This is a genomic window from Nonomuraea sp. MTCD27 (assembly GCF_041950495.1).
Taxonomy (GTDB): domain Bacteria; phylum Actinomycetota; class Actinomycetes; order Streptosporangiales; family Streptosporangiaceae; genus Nonomuraea.
Genome location: NZ_JBGNUW010000007.1, coordinates 138399 through 154314, shown reverse-complemented (window position 1 = coordinate 154314; position 15916 = coordinate 138399). Strand labels below are relative to the sequence as shown.

Genomic DNA, 15916 nt, shown 5'->3' with positions numbered 1-15916 from the left:
TGCTCCGGCCTCAGACCTCGCGCGTCAGGGCGGTGAGGTCGTGCCGGATGTCGGCGTCCGTCTGGAGCGTGTTGTCGATGGCCTGGCGCAGCCGGTCACCGGCGTCCGTGATGCCCCGGGCGAGCCGGGTGCATTGGGTGAGCATCTCCATGGGGCCGTTGTCGCGGAAGTGCGCCTGGCAGAAGGCGTCGCCCTCCGCTCCCGGGCCCCACGGAGCGGTCGCCAGGCACGCCTCGACCTCGGCGGTCAGCTGCGGCAGCGCCTTCTCCAGCTCCTCGGCCATCGTGGACCACTGGGAGATGCCCCGGTCGACCACGGGCCGGGCGATGTACGTGCCGTCCCACTCGTTCACCTGCCGCCTCCCATCTGGTCCGCCAGCCGGGCCAGGACCGTCTCGACGTCACCGTCGAGGTGCGCCTTGAACTGGTCGGGAGGGATCACCGGCTCGAAGATCTTCATGACGCGCTCCTGCGCCGTGGCGGCCGCGCGCCGCGCGGTCTCCGCGATCGTGTCGGCCAGGCCGCGGGCGTCGGGACGCCGGTAGATGCGCGGGTCGAGGTCGATCCGGACGAGCTCGCCGCGCGCGCCCACGGTCACCGAGACCAGGCCGTCGCGCGAGGTCTCGGTCGCCTGGACCGCCTTCGCCCTGGCGTGCAGTTCGAGGCCCTCGTCCTGCAACCGGGTGAACATCTCGCGCAGCTCGTCGGCGTACGCCCGCATCCCCGCCACGTCGGGCCGCTCCGGTGATCCCATAACCCCCTCGCGACGTTCGCGCCTGTTACGACACATCTGCCTAAAGAGTTAGTTTCTGTCACATGAACACCAGGAAACAAGGTCTTAACCTAAATGTGTTCTTCGCGGGAGGTGAGGAGCACGGCCTCCTCGCGCAGTTCGCCCGCCTCAGACCGGGGCACCCAGCGGCGGTAGACCCCCCGTTCGACCCGCTCCAGCCCCAGCTCGCGAGCGGCGACCGCGGACCCCCCGAGGTATTCCAGCAGCAGCTTCCCGTCCCGCTCGTCGTGCACCTGGAACGGCTCCCCGCGCCAGCGGCACACGACGGTCACGAAGTGCAGCGACTCGCACTCCGGCGCGGGGACGGTACGCACGTGGCAGCCCGGCTCGACCTCCTCGAAGCCCTCCACCGGCTCGGCGCTGCGCAGGCGTACCCACAGCTCCAGGGCGTGCGGCTCGGGGCTGGCCGGGTAGTCGGCGCCGCGCCAGCGGGCCCGGTAGCCGTGCCAGGCCGTCATGACCGCGTCCCGATCAGCAGCCAGCGCCGCAGGTCGCCGTGGTAGATGGCCTTGCGGTGCTCGGTCCCCTCAACGGTGAGCTCCCAGATCTCGGAGCCGTGGGGCAGGCCCACGCCGTACACCTTGTACTCGCGGATGACGTTGTCGACGCTGGGCACCAGACCCATGCCCACGAACGGCGGCTCCTCGACCACCCAGCCCGCCACCGCCGCCCGGCCCTCCTCGTCCGTCCCGCCGTACGGGGTGCGGTAGAGGTCGAGGCCCACGGGACGCCAGCGCAGGATGTTCAGCGAGCCGCTGCCGGCCAGCAGGTCCGGCCGGCCGAGCGCGGCGGCGAGGACGGCCGGCGTGGCGATGTGCGAGACGTCCAGCGCGTGGTGGCAGTAGCCCGACACCCTCGGCTCGGCCGCGGCCAGCAGCTCCGGGATGTCGCCGGGCGCCAGCAGCTTCTGCACCACCGGCACGCCCGACCCGGGTTCGAGCAGCAGGTCCTGGGCCATCGTGGGCACCGCCAGCCGGGCCAGCGTCCCCGGCTCCAGCATGAACGCCACCGGCAGTCCGGGATTGACCGCCAGCCCCCACCGGGGGTCCGGCCACCCGGCGGCCAGCTCGGCCATCGACCCGATCCGGCAGTGCGTGGCGGCGCCGCCGGTGGACAGCCGCATCGCCTCGACCGAGGTGTAGGCCAGCACCCAGGTGCGCCCGGCGTCGGCGGCGGTCGCCCAGGCGGGCGCCTCGCGCCCCTCGGCCGCGGCGGCGGTGATCGGCAGCGCGAGGTCGGCCTCGCGCAGCAGGCTCAGGCACAGCGCCCGCTGCCCGTCCCGGTACGCGGCCCACAGCCGCTCCTCGAAGGGACCGGCCGGTGGATGATCATCGGCAGTCATCCGCCCATTCTGTCCCCCCTTCCCGCCGGTACGGTCCAGCGAGGGGTTGCCCCTCACCCCCTTCCGGCCAACGATGGAGGTTGATGACCGGAGAAGGCGATTCCTCAGAGCGCTTCACCGTCTCGATCGGCCTGCACGAGAGCTTCATCGTGGCCCACGCGACTGGCGAGCTCGACCACCAGTGCGCGAACCTGCTGCACCGGCAGGTGAAGGACGCCTGGCAGGTGGCCCCGTACGCCGGACTGGTCCTGGACCTGAGCGGCCTGACCTTCTGCGACTCCATGGGGGTGGGGGTGCTGGTGCTGCTGCTGAACCAGAGCCGCGAGCAGGGCTCCCCGCTGGTCCTGTCGAGCGTTCCTGGGCGGCTGGACCGGATCCTGGCCGTCACCGGCCTGCGCGAGTTCTTCCTGATCGAGCCCTCGGTCGAAGCGGCCATCCAGGCGGCCGCCGCGGCCGTGACGGACGCGGCGGGAGAGGGCGACGCCCCGCGAACCTGAGTGCTACCGGATCTATCGACCGGAGCGTGCGCCGGTCACAATGGTCGTTCGATCCCTCGTCACCGGGAGGTGTGATGACCGCTGCCCCGCCTCCTGGCATGGACGCCCTCCTGGGCGAAGGCGGATCGATGGGGGCGCTCATGCGCCACCGGTGCTGGCAGGGCACGCCGCTGGGGCCGATGGCCGGCTGGCCGCAGAGCCTGCGGAGCTCGGTCGGCATCTGCCTGAGCTCGCGGTTTCCCATGATCATCTTCTGGGGGCCGGAGCTGGCCCAGCTCTACAACGACGCCTACGTCCCGATCCTCGGCAGCAAGCACCCGGCCGCGCTCGGCCAGCCGGCGGAGGAGTGCTGGCGCGAGATCTGGGACGTGATCGGGCCGATGTTGCGCCAGGTGCTCGACCGGGGGCAGGCCACGTACTCCGACGACCTGCTGCTCATCACCCAGCGGTTCGGCTTCCGCGAGGAGTGCTACTTCACCTTCTCCTACAGCCCCGTCCGGGACGAGTCGGGCGGCGTCGGCGGCGTCTTCTGCGCGGTCACCGAGACCACGGAGCGGGTGGTCGGCGAGCGGCGGCTGGCCATCCTGCGCGAGCTCGGCCAGCAGACGCTCGCGGCCACCTCCGCCGCCGAGGCGTGCGCGGACGCCGCCGCCGTCTTCGCGCGCAGCCTCGCCGAGGTGCCCTTCGCGCTGCTGTACCTGCTGGACGCCGGCGGCCGCACGGCCACCCTGGCCGGGGCCGCGGGCCTGCCGCCGGGCCACCCGCTGAGCCCGATCACGGTGGATCTCGACGGCCCCGCCTGCTGGCCGCTGGCGGCGGCGCTCGGCGGCCCGCAGGAGGTGCCGTGCCCGGCCGGCTTCGAGCCGGCCCGCCTGACCAGGGCGGGGTTCGACCCGCCCCACACGGCCATGATCTCACCGCTGCTGCAGGCGGGGGCCGAGCGCCCGGCGGGCTTCCTGGTGGCGGGGGTCAGCAGCGCGCGGCCGCTGGACGACGACTGCCGCACGTTCCTCGGCCTGGCCGCCAGCCACATCTCGGCGGCCCTGGCCAACGCCACCGCGTTCGAGGCCGAGCGGCGCCGCGCCGAGCAGCTGGCCGAGCTCGACCGGGCCAAGACGATGTTCTTCTCCAACGTGAGCCACGAGTTCCGCACGCCGCTCACGCTGATGCTCGGCCCCGCCGAGGACCTGCTCGCGGCACCGCTGCCGGACGCCGACCGCGAGCGGGTGCGGACCATCCACAACAACGCCCTGCGGTTGCTCAAGCTGGTCAACACCTTGCTGGCGTTCTCCCGCAGCGAGGCCGGGGCCATGCCGGCCGACCTGCGGCCCGCCGACCTGGCCGGGCTCACCGGCGAGCTGGCCAGCCTCTTCCAGGTGGCGGTCGAGCGCGGCGGGCTGGCGCTGGTCGTCGAGTGCGCGGCGCTGTCGCGGCCGGTGCTCCTCGACCGCGACATGTGGGAGAAGGTCATCCTCAACCTGCTGTCCAACGCGTTCAAGTTCACCCTGGAGGGCGAGATCAGGGTGCGGGTGGAGGAGGCGGGTGACCGGGCGCGGGTCACGGTCACCGACACCGGGGTCGGGATCGCGGCCGAGGAGCTGCCGCGGCTGTTCGACCGCTTCCACCGCGTGTCGGGCACGCGGGCCAGGAGCGGGGAGGGCAGCGGCATCGGGCTGGCGCTGACCCGCGAGCTCATCCACCGCCACGGCGGGACCATCGAGGTGGAGAGCACGCAGGGGAAGGGCTCCACCTTCACGGTGCTGCTCCCGTTCGCGCCCGACCCGGTGTGGGAGTCGACGGCGGCCGGTCCCGATCACGGGGTCCAGGCGACGGCCTACGTGCAGGAGGCGCTCGGCTGGACGCCGTCGTACCCGTCCTCGCCGGGCGAGCCCGCCCCCGAGGTGCTGATCGTCGATGACAACGCCGACATGCGCACCCACCTCGTCCGGCTGCTGTCGCCGCACTGGCGGGTCTCGGCCGTCGGCGACGGGCGGGCCGCGCTGCGGGCCGTCGAGCTCGCGCCGCCCGAGCTGGTGCTCACCGACGTGATGATGCCGGGGCTCGACGGGTTCGAGCTGCTGCGCGCCCTGCGCGCGGACGAGCGTACGCAGACCGTCCCCGTCATCATGGTCTCGGCGCGGGCCGGGCAGGAGGCCACGATCGAGGGGCTGTCGGCGGGCGCGGACGACTACCTGATCAAGCCGTTCACCGCTGTCGAGCTCGTCGCCCGGGTCGGCGCGCACCTGCGGCTGTCCCGGCAGCGCAACCAGGTGGCGCGGCGTCTCCGGGAGCTGACCGAGATCACCGAACGGCTGCACGCCAGCCTCGATCCCGCGGAGATCGCCGGCACGGTGTGCGAGTGGCTCGTGCCCGACTACGCGGCCGGCTGCGCGATCTGGCTCCTCGACGAGGGCGACGAGGGCGGCGCCGGGCCCTCCTCCGGCCGCGGCGTTCCCGTACCCCTGGCCCGGCGCGGCAGCGTGTCCGGCTCCGGCCTGGACGGGCCACCGGCCGGCCTCGGCGAGCACCGCTCTCCCGACCGGATCGCCGTGCCCCTGCGCGGCCCCGGCGACACGGCTGGCGTGATCGTCCTCGACTCGCCCACGCCCGTGGCCGACGACGCCTTCGAGCAGGGCTTCCTCACCGCGCTGGCCGACCGCGCCGCGCTGGCCCTGGAGAACGCCGCCGCCTACCGCAACGAGCGCCGGATCGCCCTGCACCTGCAGCGGTCGCTGCTCCCCCAGAAGCTGCCCGACGTCGACGGCGTCGAGCTGGCCGCCCGCTACGTGGCCGGCGCGGCCGGGCAGCTCGTCGGCGGGGACTGGTACGACGCGATCGCCCTGCCGGAGGGCCGGCTCGCCCTCGTGATCGGCGACGTCATGGGCAAGGGCGTGGAGGCCGCCGCCCTGATGGGCCGGTTACGCACCGCCATCCACGCCTACACCCTCGAGGGCCTGCTGCCCGCGCCACTGCTGGAGCGGCTCAACGTCTTCCTGGACCGCGACGGGACCCGCCAGTTCACCACGCTGTGCTACGCCCTGCTCGACCCCGCCAGGCGGCATCTGGAGATCGCCAACGCCGGGCACCTGCCGCCGCTGGTGGTGCCCGCCTCCGGCCGCGCCCGGCTGCTGGAGGTCTTCCACGGGCTCGCGCTCGGCGTCGATCCCCGCTACACCTACCGCAGCCAGTCCTTCAGCGTCCCGCCGAACGGCACGCTGCTCTTCTACACCGACGGGCTCGTCGAGAACCCGGAGCAGCTGCTCGGGGAGCGGCTGCTGGAGCTGCGCCTGGCGGTCACCGGCAAGGACAACGGCGCGGAGAGCGTGTGCGCCCGCGTCATGCGCGCCATGGCGCCGGACGGGAGTGACGACGACATCGCCGTGCTCGCGGTACATGTGCCCGCCCGCCGGTCGCTGTAGCCCTGCACCCGGAGCGCTTCTTCGAGGCCCTCGGCATCCCCACCGACGAGCTCACCCTGCCCGGCGACACCTGACTCACGAGCCCGGGGCGTAGCGGCGGGCGTGCGGGCGGTACTCGCCGTAGTGGTCCGCCCGGCGCAGCGCGTCCAGGAAGGAGCCGGGGCCGTCGAAGTCGGGCATCTCCAGGTAGGCGGCCCCGATCCCGGCCGGGTCGTGCGCGTCCGAGCCGACCGTGCCGGGCAGGTCGTGTGCCCGTGCCGTGCGCAGCGCCGCCCGGTTGTGCTCCGGATCGGCCGTCTTGGCGTTGAACACCTCGACCGCGTCGATCAGCCCGGCGGCGCACATCGCGTCGAGCTCGGCGCCGACGCCCGAGCGGAGCGGGTCGTACGGGTGCGGCGCGCACACGAGGCCGCCCTGCGCGCGGATCCGGCGGACGACCTCGCGGGCGGGCAGCACGTACGGCACCCGTTCGGTGAGGAACAGGCCGATCAGCTCGCCCGAGCCGGTGCGGATCTCCTCGCCGGGCACCACCCGGGCGCCGACCGCCCGCGACAGCCGCTCCGCCGTACCGGCCAGGTGGTGGTGGTCGGTGAGGCAGACGACGTCGATCCGGTGCGCCGCGACCCGCTCGGCCAGCTGGTCGAGGGTGGTGACGGCGTCACCCGAGGCGACGGTGTGCACGTGGCAGTCCACCCGGACCCACCCGCCCGGCACGGCCCGGCGCGGGTCCGGGGCGGCCGTCATCGGGTGCGCTCCTCGACCGGGTGCCCGTCCAGGGCCGGGGCCGGGCGGCGGGCGGCCCCGCGGCGGCCGCCGAACGAGGCGAGCACCGAGAGCACCGAGACAGCCGCCAGCACCCCCAGCGTGAGCCGGTAGCCGGCGATCAGCTCGCCGACGTTCCCGGGGGCGACGCGCGACAACGTCCCGGCGAACACCTCGGGCCGCAGCGCCGCCGGCAGCGGCCCCGTGATCAGCGACAGGGCCAGCGCGTTGCTCACCACGACGCCGGTGTTCTGCACCATGAGCCGCATGGCGTTGACGATGCCCACCCGGTGCGCGGGCAGGTCGTCCAGCAGGGACGTGGCGGTGGCGGGCATGAACATCCCGGCGCCCGCGCCGACCAGCACCATGCCCACGCAGACCGGCGCGTAGGTGACGTCGGCCGAGATCGTCACCAGCAGCACGACCAGCCCCGCGGTGCCGGCGACGTTGCCGAGCAGGGCCACGACGCGGGCGCCGAGCCAGGAGTGCAGCGCCCCCGCCGACATCGAGGCGACCATCATGGCGACCGACAGCGGCAGCACCTTCAGCCCGGCCGACACCGGATCCTCGCCGCGCACCGCCTGGTAGTAGAGCGCGACCAGCAGCACCACCGCCATCCTGCCGACCGTGCTGAGGAACGAGGCCAGCAGGTCCAGCCCGAACACCCGGTCGGCGAACAGCCGCACGTCCACCACCGGGTGCCGGCTGCGCCGCTCGACGACGACGAACACCGGGACGAGGGCGGCGAACACCGCCACCCCGCCCAGCACCACCGGGTCCGTCCAGCCGAGGTCGGCGGCCTGCGACAGCCCGAACAGCAGCCCGCCCAGCGACACCAGCACCAGGAGGTTGCCGGGCAGGTCGATGCCCCGCTCCCCCGCCGACGCGGCGGTGCGGCGCAGCGTGATCGCGCCCCAGACCAGGCAGACCACGCCGAGCGGCACGTTGTACCAGAAGACCCACTGCCAGCCGAAGCGGTGGGTGAGGAAGCCGCCCAGGGTAGGGCCGAAGAGCTGGGCGACCGAGAAGGAGGCCATGTAGATGCCCAGGCCGCGGCCGAGGTGCCGGCGCGGGAAGGCGTCGGTGAGCAGCGCGGCGCTGTTGGTCAGCAGCATCGCGCCGCCGGCCGCCTGGACCACGCGCAGGCCGACGACGTACCAGTCGCCCGGGGCGAAGCCCAGCAGCAGGCTGGCGCCGGTGTAGGTGGCCAGGCCCCACAGGTACATGGCGCGCCGGCCGTACATGTCGGCCAGCCGGCCGAACACCACCATCAGCACGGTGTTGGCCAGCATGAACGACAGCAGCATCCAGCTCGCGGCGGCGGCGCCGGAGCGGAAGTGCCGGACGACCTCGGGCAGCGCGACGTTGAGCGAACTGCTGCCGAGGGCGATCAGGATGCTGGCCAGGCTGACGACCGACAGCACCCGCCACGCGTAGCGCAGCCCGGGGTCGCCCATCTCAGAAGGTGACCAGGGACCGGATCACGTCGCCCGATCCCATCGCGGTGAACGCGTCGCCGACGTCGTCTAGGGTGATCCGCCTGGTGATGAGGCCGTCCAGGTCCAGCCGGCCGGCCCGCCACAGGCGCAGCAGGCGGGTGAAGTCGGTGCGTACGTCGCCGGAGCCGTACAGGCAGCCGAGCAGCCGCCGCTCGGTGGCGAACAGCTCGGCGGCGCTGAAGGAGACCAGGTCGTCGGCGCTGCCGGCGCCCACCACGACGGTGGTGCCGCCGCGGCGGGTCGCCTGCCAGGCCTGCCGGATGGTCGCCGAGCGGCCCACGACCTCGAAGGCGTGGTCGAACCCGCGCCCCTCGGTCAGCTCCTTGACGGCGTCGGCCAGCCCGTCCGGGGTGGTCGTGTGGGTGGCGCCGAAGCGCCGGGCCGTCTCCAGCTTGCCGGGGAAGGGGTCCACGGCCAGCACGGGGGCGGCCGCGGCCAGCCGGGCGCCCTGGATCACGTTGATCCCGACCCCGCCGCACCCGATCACCAGGACCGACTCGCCCGGCCGGACGCGGGCGGTGTTGACCACGGCGCCGACGCCGGTCAGCACCGCGCAGCCGACCACCGCGGCCACGTCGAACGGCACGTCGTCCGGGATCGGGATCGCCGCCCGCGCGTCGACCACCGTCTCCTCGGCGAAGCAGCCCACGCCGAGCGCGGCGTGCGCGGGCTCGCCGCCGAGGCCCAGCGTGGGCGCGCCGGACGTGGCCCGGGCGCTGACGCACAGGTTGGGCCGGCCGCCCAGGCAGAAGTAGCAGTCGCCGCAGGGCGGGATCCAGGACAGGATGACGTGCGTGCCGACCGGCGGGCCGGTCACGCCGGGGCCCAGCTCGACCACCTCGCCCGCGCCCTCGTGCCCCGGCACCAGGGGCAGGCGGGCGGGCAGCCTGCCCTCGCACATGGACAGGTCGGAGTGGCAGACGCCGGCCGCGCGCAGGCGCACGCGTACCTCTCCGGGGCCCGGCCGCCGCAGCGTCAGCTCCTCACTGACCTCGACGGGCTTGCCGATCTCGCGCAGGATGACGCCTCGCATGTGCTTCTTCCCCGGGTCAGAGCTGCACGGACGTGGTGGTGAGGAACTCCTCCAGGCCGAACCGGCCGTACTCGCGGCCGTACCCGGACTGTTTGTAGCCGCCGAAGGGGGCCAGGCCGTTGTGCGCGCCGTCGTTGATCCTGATCTGCCCGGCGCGCAGGCGCCGGGCGACGCGGAGGGCGCGTTCGGGGTCGGCGGCGCGGACGCCGGCGGCCAGCCCGTACGGGGTGCCGTTGGCGATCCGGACCGCCTCGTCCTCCCCGTCGTAGGGCAGGATGACCAGGACGGGGCCGAAGATCTCCTCCTGCGCGATCCGCGACTCCGGCGTGACGCCGGTCAGCACGGTGGGCCGCACGTAGAAGCCGCGCTCCAGGCCGTCGGGCGCGTCCGGGCCGCCGGTGAGGGTGGTGGCGCCGTCCTCGGCCGCCGCGCGCAGGTGCTCGCGCACCCGCTCCCGCTGCACGGCCGAGACCAGCGGGCCGAGCCGGGTGCCCGCCGCGCGCGGATCGCCCGGGGTGTACGTGCCCGCCTCCTCCGCCGCGATCCGCTCGGCCTCCGGCAGCCGCTCGCGCGGGACCAGCATCCTGGTCAGCGCCGAACACGTCTGGCCGGAGTTCAGGAAGCAGGCGCCCACGCCCTTGCGTACGGCGTCCTCGAAGGCGGCGTCGTCCAGGTCGTCGAGCAGCACGTTCGCCGACTTGCCGCCCAGCTCCAGCGCGGTGCGCTTGACCCCGGCGGCGGCCAGCTCGGCCACCCGCCGCCCGGCCCGGGTGGATCCGGTGAAGGAGACCATGTCCACCAGCGGGTGCCCGGCCAGCGCCTCCCCCGCCTCCGGCCCGGTGCCCGAGACCAGGTTGAACACGCCCGGCGGGAACCCGGCCTCGTGCATCACGTCGGCCAGCACGAACGCGTTCAGCGGCGTCACCTCGCTCGGCTTGAGCACCACCGTGCACCCCGCGGTCAGCGCCGGGGCGACCTTGGCGGCGATCTGGTGCAGCGGGTAGTTCCACGGGGTGATCGCGCCGACCACCCCGATCGGGTCCCGGTGGATCACCGAGCCGCCGAGGCGCTCCTCGAACCCGATCCCCGCCGCCACCTCGGGCATCGAGGCGAACGTCCGGATCGGCGCACCCACCTGGATGAGCTTGGTGAGGGGCAGCGGCATGCCGAGCTCGTCGACGATCATGCCGGTCAGCTCCTCGGCGCGTTCCCGCAGCCCGTCCGCCACGGTCGCGCACATCGCGGCGCGCTCGGCGGCGGGCCGGGCCGACCAGGCGGGCAGCGCGGCGGCGGCCGCCTCCACGGCCCGCGCCACGTCCTTGGCGCCGCTCCGGGGCACCTCGTCGAAGGCCTCTTCGGTGGCGGGGTTCACCACCGGTATCGCCGTACCGCCGCCGGCCGGCGCCCACTCACCATCGACATAGATCCGATGCGGCATGACCCACCTCAAGTAGGGGAGTTGAATTCTAGATTTGGATTCTAGAAGCCTCTCCCCCAGCCGTCCAGGGCGGGCCATGCCCCTCGGGGTCAGCCGATGCGGAGGGGCAGCGTGCGGGGACCGCGTACCTGGCTGGCCGCCCACGTCACCGCCGCCGGGTCGGCCAGGCCGAACACCGGGACCCGCTCCAGCCACACCTCCAGCGCGATCCGCAGCTCCATCCGCGCCAGGTGGGAGCCCACACAGCGGTGGATGCCCATCCCGAACGCCACGTGCCGGTTCACCTCGCGATCGATCACCACCTCACCGGCCCGGTCGAACTGCTCCGGGTCCCGGTTCGCCGCCGGGAACGACAGCAGCACCCAGTCCTCGGCCTTCATGTCCACGCCGTTCCAGCGCATGTCCCGCTTCACCAGCCGCGCCATCGTGACCGGCGCGTACGCCCGCAGGAACTCCTCCATCGCCGTCGGCAGCAGCTCCGGCTCGGCCACCAGCCGCTCCCGGTCGGCCGGCGTCCTGGCCAGGTGCCAGAGCGATGCGCCGATCGCGCTCCACGTCGTGTCGATGCCCGCGATGAGCAGCAGCGAGATCGTCCCCACCACGTGGGTCGGCTCGAGCTTGCGGCCGCCCAGCTCGGCGTTGATGAGGTAGGTCGTCAGGTCGTCGCGCGGGTTGGCGACGTGGTCGTGGATCTGCGCCAGCAGGTAGTTCGAGAGCCTGGTGAACCGTTCGATCCGCTCGTGCGGCTGCTCGTTGACGCTCTCCAGGGAGCTCTCGACGAACTCCCGGAACTGCTCCCCGTCCTCCGGCGGGAAGCCGAGCATGTCGGCGATCACCCGCGTGGGAATGTGCTGGGCGTACTCGCGGGCGGCGTCCACGACCTCCCGCCCCTCCAGCGCGTCGATCAGCTCGTGACAGAACGCCCTGGTGGCCGCCTCCTGCCTGGCCACCGCCGTCTTGGTGAAGGCCGGCAGCAGCAGCTTGCGCGCGTCGTGGTGGAACGGCGGGTCCGACGAGATCGGCGGCACCACGCCCACCGGGGCCAGCTCCTTCGGCGACCGGACGTTGCTCACGATGATCGAACGCGAGGAGAAGCGCTCGGTGTCGTACGCGATCGCCGCCACGTCCTCGTAGCGGGTCGGCAGCCACGCACCGCCGAACCGCTCGGTGCGCGCGACCGGGCACCGCTGCCGCAGCTCGTCCTGGATCGGATAGGGATCGGCCGCCCACGCGGGGTCGACATGGGAGAAGTCGGTCGCCCAGTCGGAGACCGGATCGGTGACGATCTCGCTGAGCGTCCCGGCCGGGCGGTTCCTGCGCGCCTCCTCGAGGCGCTCGCCGAAGCGGTCGTCCACCGTCATCGCACTGCTCCGCCCCGGACCTTGATCGCGATCTGTGCTCTCATCGCCCTCGTTCCCATCTGTGCTTGGGGCCGCGTATGACCGAATTAAAAATTCGTTCATTTACCTCGTCAAGGGCTCCGAGGCCAGGCGCCCGAACCGCGCCTCGCCGGGTCGCGTGGGTTATTCTGGCGACGGCGTCCGTCCGCGCCCAACCTCCGGCGGCCCGCCCCAGCCGGGTCACCCACGGAGGCAAAGGGAGGCCCACCTCCCGGCCGGGGTCTCGTCGTCGTTTCGCGCGTCCGCCGCACCGGTCGCTGGGGGATCCGCGGGTGGGCCGCGGGAGATGACCATGACCAAGCAGGCCGACTTCAAACGGCGCGTGCGCGAGCGCATGGCCAAGACCGGCGAGTCGTACGCGACCGCTCGCAGCCACCTCCTCGCCGGACAGCGGCAACCGGCCCCCGCCGGGCCCGTCGGCGACTGGATGGCCGAGGCGCTGCACGTCAGCAATGGCGACGCCACCGATCTGCCCGGCACCGGGATCGCCCGGCGGGTGGTGTTCTGGCGCGACGTCCTGCACGAAGGCCCGGTGCCGGCGGTGGGGCCCGAGGAGCTGCGCCGGATCCGGGCCGCCTTCATCATCGGGGCCGGCGCGGACGACCGGGGCGAGGCCAGGGCGATGTTCGCCGAGCGTGACCGCACCCTGGAGGAGAACCGGGACGGCGAGTACGTGCTGTGGTTCGAGGCGGACCTGTACGACCAGCTGCAGATCATCCAGATCCTCGCCCGCCTCGCCGAGCTGCGCGTGCCCGCCGAGCGGATCACCCTGATCTGCATCGGCGAGCACCCCGGCATCGCCCGGTTCGGCGGTCTCGGTCAGCTGACCGCCGAGCAGCTGCGCGAGCTGCCCGCGACGAAAGCGTGTGCCCGCCTGACCCCCGCCGCGCTGGAGCTCGCCACCCGCGCCTGGGCCGCCTTCCGGGCGCCGACCCCCGCCGGTCTCGGCGCCATCGCCGCGGTCCGCTCACCCGAGCTGCGCTTCCTCGGCGAGGCGTTCGACCGGCTCAGCCGGGAGTACCCGGCCACCCGCGACGGGCTGTCGCTGACCGAACGGCGCGTGCTCGCCGCCGTCGCCGACGGCGCGCCCGACGCCGGGACCGCGTTCGTCCGCGCGGCGGCCCGGGAGACGCGGCCGTACCTCGGGGACGACTGGTGCTTCGCGATGATGGACCGGATGGCCCGCGCGCCCGTCCCGCTGCTGGACGCCGATCCGGCGGGCGAGCCGGTCGACCGCGACACCCGCCTGCGCCTGACCGGCACCGGGGCCCGGGTGCTCGCCGGCCGGGCGGACCACGTCACGCTCAACGGCCTCGACCGGTGGATCGGCGGCGTCCACCTGCGGGGACGGCACGTGCGCTGGCGCTGGGACGACGGCACCGAAACCGTCGTCGGACCGGCCGACGGGGACTGACTGTTACCGTGGATCTTCATCAGCTGGCCGAAAGGTGCGCCCCATGGTGTTTCGTCCGCGGCAGTGGAGCCGTGCAGGACGCGTGGCCCTCCTGGCCTGGTCCTGCTGCGTGGCGTTCTTCTTCCTGCTCAGGCTGGCCGTTGACTACGTCACCGAGGGAACGGAGAAGGTCAACGCGGTCTATCTGACGATGCGTCCCTTGGCGAACATCGCGATCTGGTTCGTCGGGGCACTGGTCATCCGATTGCTGACGCGTCCGGGCAGGTCGGGCTCCGGGCGGTCATAGCCGCCCCGCGCCGCTCCCCTGCTGGGGTTTGCGCTCGGGGCGGGGCCAGGCGTGGCCGCGGAGGCGTTCGATGTCGGTGTTGAAGCGCCTGAGGTAGGCGGCGAAGGCCGCGACGTCCTCGGCCGTCCAGCCGGCCAGCACCTTCTCCAGGCCGTTGATGTTGCGCGCCCGCTCGTCGTCGAGGTGCTGCTCGCCCGCCTCCGTGAGCCGGAACTTGCGCGCGATCCCGCCCTCCGGGTCGGGGATGCGCTCGGCCAGCCCCGCGCGGAGCAGGGCGGAGGTGTGCCGGTTGAGGGTCGAGACGTCGAGGCCGAACGCCTCGCTGAGCTGCCCGATGGACATCATGCCCTCCATCCGGATGCGGCTCAGCAGGATGTACGCGCTGCGGTCGAGATGGCGATGCTGCCCGAGCAGCATGGTCTCGTACTCGATCAGGTGCGTGGGCTTGTCCATGCCGATCCTTCTCCCCCTTCGGGTGGGCGTCAGCCTATCCTCCGCCGCAATGTGCAACCCTCACAAAGCGTGCATGTAACACTCTATGTGTAGAGTGCACACCGCTTCCGGCGTCGAGAAAGAAGGGGGATCCGCGTGGAGGAGCCCATGTCCGGCACCCGCCCCAACGGGATCGTCACCGTGATGGCGGCGGCCGGCATCACGGCCGCGCTCACCCAGACCCTGGTCGTGCCCCTGATCGGCGAGCTGCCGACGCTGCTGCGCACCACCGCCTCCAACGCCTCCTGGGTGATCACGGCCACGCTGCTGGCCGGAGCCGTCACGACCCCGGTCATGGGCCGGTTAGGCGACCTGTACGGCAAGCGCCGCATGATGCTCGTCTGCGCGATCCCCCTCATCGTCGGCTGCGTCGTCTGCGCGCTGTCCGGATCCCTGGCCCCCATGCTCGTCGGACGGGGCCTGCAGGGCATGGGCATGGGCATGATCCCGCTGGGCATCAGCGCCCTGCGCGACGTGCTCCCGCCCGACCGGCTCGGCCCCTCGATCGCGCTCATGAGCTCGTCCATGGGCATCGGCGGCGCGCTCGGCCTGCCGCTCTCGGCCGCCGTCGCCGAGTACGCGAGCTGGCGGGCGCTGTTCTGGGGCACGGCCGCGCTGAGCCTGGTGGTGGCCGTGCTCATCTGGCTGCTGGTGCCGGTCACGCCCGCCGCCGCCAGGGGACGCGTCGATCTCCTCGGCGCGCTCGGCCTCGGCGCGGGCCTGGTGTGCCTGCTGCTGGGCGTGTCCAAGGGCGCCGACTGGGGCTGGTCGAGCGGCATCACGCTCGGGCTGCTGGCCGCCGCCGTGACCATCCTCCTGCTGTGGGGGTGGTGGGAGCTGCGGGTCCGTGATCCGCTGGTCGACCTGCGCGTCACCGCCCGGCCGCAGGTGCTGCTGACGAACGTGGCCTCGATCGTGGTCGGCTTCTCGATGTACGCCCAGTCGCTGATCGTCATGCAGATCCTGCAGCTGCCCGCGGCCACCGGCTACGGCCTGGGCCAGTCGATGCTGGCCGCCGGGCTGTGGATGGCCCCCGCGGGCCTGATGATGATGCTCATCTCCCCGATCGGCGCCAGGCTGTCGGCCGCCCGCGGCGCCAAGGTCACGCTGATCGTCGGCAGCCTCGTCATGGCCCTCGGCTACGGCTCCTCCATGGTCCTGCTCGGCTCCACCTGGGGGCTGCTCGTCGTGGGCTGCGTCTGCAGCGTCGGCGTCGCCTTCGCCTACGGCTCGATGCCCGCCCTCATCATGGGCGCGGTGCCCCGCTCCGAGACCGGCGCCGCCAACAGCTTCAACACGCTGATGCGCTCCATCGGCACCACCGTGTCGGCCGCGGTGGTCGGGCTGGTCCTGTCGCAGCTGACCATCGACTTCGGCGGCCACCCGCTGCCGTCCGAGGCGGGCTTCCGTACCGGCATGCTGATCGGCTGCGGCGCCGCGCTGCTGGCCGCGGCGATCACCCTGGCCCTCCCGTCCCGCCGCGCGGCCGAGCCCGCACCCGCGGGGGCACCCGCGCACGCCGTCAAACCCTGAGCACCACCA

15 protein-coding genes are annotated in these 15916 nt (G+C 73.3%); 5 read left to right on the top strand and 10 right to left on the bottom strand.

Annotated features, from left to right (window positions below):
- Positions 1–10 precede the first annotated feature (10 nt).
- The 4 genes from ACBJ59_RS22220 to ACBJ59_RS22205 all read right to left on the bottom strand — a co-directional run bounded on the left by ACBJ59_RS22220 (position 11) and on the right by ACBJ59_RS22205 (position 2134).
- The gene (locus ACBJ59_RS22220) at positions 11–352 is read right to left on the bottom strand and encodes a hypothetical protein (RefSeq protein WP_375112134.1); all 342 of its coding nucleotides are present in this window, start codon (positions 350–352) and stop codon (positions 11–13) included.
- Entirely contained in the window at positions 349–753 is a 405-nt protein-coding gene (locus ACBJ59_RS22215; RefSeq protein WP_375112133.1) for a YbaB/EbfC family nucleoid-associated protein, read from the bottom strand. The genes ACBJ59_RS22220 and ACBJ59_RS22215 overlap by 4 nt, the downstream gene beginning before the upstream one ends.
- 89 nt (positions 754–842) lie before the next feature.
- Positions 843–1250 carry a hypothetical protein gene (locus tag ACBJ59_RS22210; RefSeq protein ID WP_375112132.1) on the bottom strand — a complete coding sequence of 136 codons (408 nt, stop codon included), beginning with the start codon at positions 1248–1250 and terminating at the stop codon, positions 843–845.
- Positions 1247–2134, bottom strand: a complete 888-nt coding sequence (locus tag ACBJ59_RS22205) for an SseB family protein (protein ID WP_375112131.1) — start codon at positions 2132–2134, stop codon at positions 1247–1249. The genes ACBJ59_RS22210 and ACBJ59_RS22205 overlap by 4 nt, the downstream gene beginning before the upstream one ends.
- A gap of 83 nt (positions 2135–2217) precedes the next feature.
- Here ACBJ59_RS22205 and ACBJ59_RS22200 point away from each other — a divergent pair, with 83 nt between their 5' ends.
- Positions 2218–2631 (top strand): STAS domain-containing protein, encoded by a 414-nt coding sequence (locus ACBJ59_RS22200; RefSeq protein WP_375112130.1) that lies wholly within the window; start codon positions 2218–2220, stop codon positions 2629–2631.
- Between the two features lie 74 nt (positions 2632–2705).
- Positions 2706–6050 (top strand): SpoIIE family protein phosphatase, encoded by a 3345-nt coding sequence (locus ACBJ59_RS22195; protein ID WP_375112129.1) that lies wholly within the window; start codon positions 2706–2708, stop codon positions 6048–6050.
- 75 nt (positions 6051–6125) lie between these two features.
- Here ACBJ59_RS22195 and ACBJ59_RS22190 read toward each other — a convergent pair whose 3' ends face one another.
- The 5 genes from ACBJ59_RS22190 to ACBJ59_RS22170 all read right to left on the bottom strand — a co-directional run bounded on the left by ACBJ59_RS22190 (position 6126) and on the right by ACBJ59_RS22170 (position 12143).
- Positions 6126–6794 carry a PHP domain-containing protein gene (locus tag ACBJ59_RS22190; protein WP_375112128.1) on the bottom strand — a complete coding sequence of 223 codons (669 nt, stop codon included), beginning with the start codon at positions 6792–6794 and terminating at the stop codon, positions 6126–6128.
- Positions 6791–8269 carry an MFS transporter gene (locus tag ACBJ59_RS22185; RefSeq protein WP_375112127.1) on the bottom strand — a complete coding sequence of 493 codons (1479 nt, stop codon included), beginning with the start codon at positions 8267–8269 and terminating at the stop codon, positions 6791–6793. The genes ACBJ59_RS22190 and ACBJ59_RS22185 overlap by 4 nt, the downstream gene beginning before the upstream one ends.
- A gap of 1 nt (position 8270) precedes the next feature.
- Complete coding sequence (locus ACBJ59_RS22180) at positions 8271–9344, bottom strand: Zn-dependent alcohol dehydrogenase (RefSeq protein ID WP_375112126.1); 1074 nt, start codon at positions 9342–9344, stop codon at positions 8271–8273.
- Between the two features lie 16 nt (positions 9345–9360).
- Positions 9361–10782: an aldehyde dehydrogenase family protein gene (locus tag ACBJ59_RS22175; protein ID WP_375112125.1), complete on the bottom strand. Its 1422-nt coding sequence runs from the start codon at positions 10780–10782 to the stop codon at positions 9361–9363.
- 89 nt (positions 10783–10871) lie between these two features.
- Positions 10872–12143 (bottom strand): cytochrome P450, encoded by a 1272-nt coding sequence (locus ACBJ59_RS22170; protein WP_375112124.1) that lies wholly within the window; start codon positions 12141–12143, stop codon positions 10872–10874.
- A gap of 331 nt (positions 12144–12474) precedes the next feature.
- Between ACBJ59_RS22170 and ACBJ59_RS22165 the strand changes: the two genes are divergently transcribed.
- Positions 12475–13596, top strand: a complete 1122-nt coding sequence (locus ACBJ59_RS22165; protein ID WP_375112123.1) for a hypothetical protein — start codon at positions 12475–12477, stop codon at positions 13594–13596.
- Between the two features lie 43 nt (positions 13597–13639).
- Positions 13640–13882 carry a hypothetical protein gene (locus ACBJ59_RS22160; RefSeq protein ID WP_375112122.1) on the top strand — a complete coding sequence of 81 codons (243 nt, stop codon included), beginning with the start codon at positions 13640–13642 and terminating at the stop codon, positions 13880–13882.
- Here the strand turns inward: ACBJ59_RS22160 and ACBJ59_RS22155 are convergent.
- On the bottom strand, positions 13877–14335 hold the full coding sequence (locus ACBJ59_RS22155) for a MarR family winged helix-turn-helix transcriptional regulator (protein WP_375112121.1): 459 nt from the start codon (positions 14333–14335) through the stop codon (positions 13877–13879). The two genes, ACBJ59_RS22160 and ACBJ59_RS22155, sit on opposite strands and share 6 nt — an antisense overlap.
- Positions 14336–14470: 135 nt before the next feature.
- On the opposite strand from ACBJ59_RS22155, the gene ACBJ59_RS22150 reads away from it, so the two are divergent.
- On the top strand, positions 14471–15907 hold the full coding sequence (locus ACBJ59_RS22150) for an MFS transporter (protein WP_375112120.1): 1437 nt from the start codon (positions 14471–14473) through the stop codon (positions 15905–15907).
- The last annotated feature ends 9 nt before the right edge of the window (positions 15908–15916 follow it).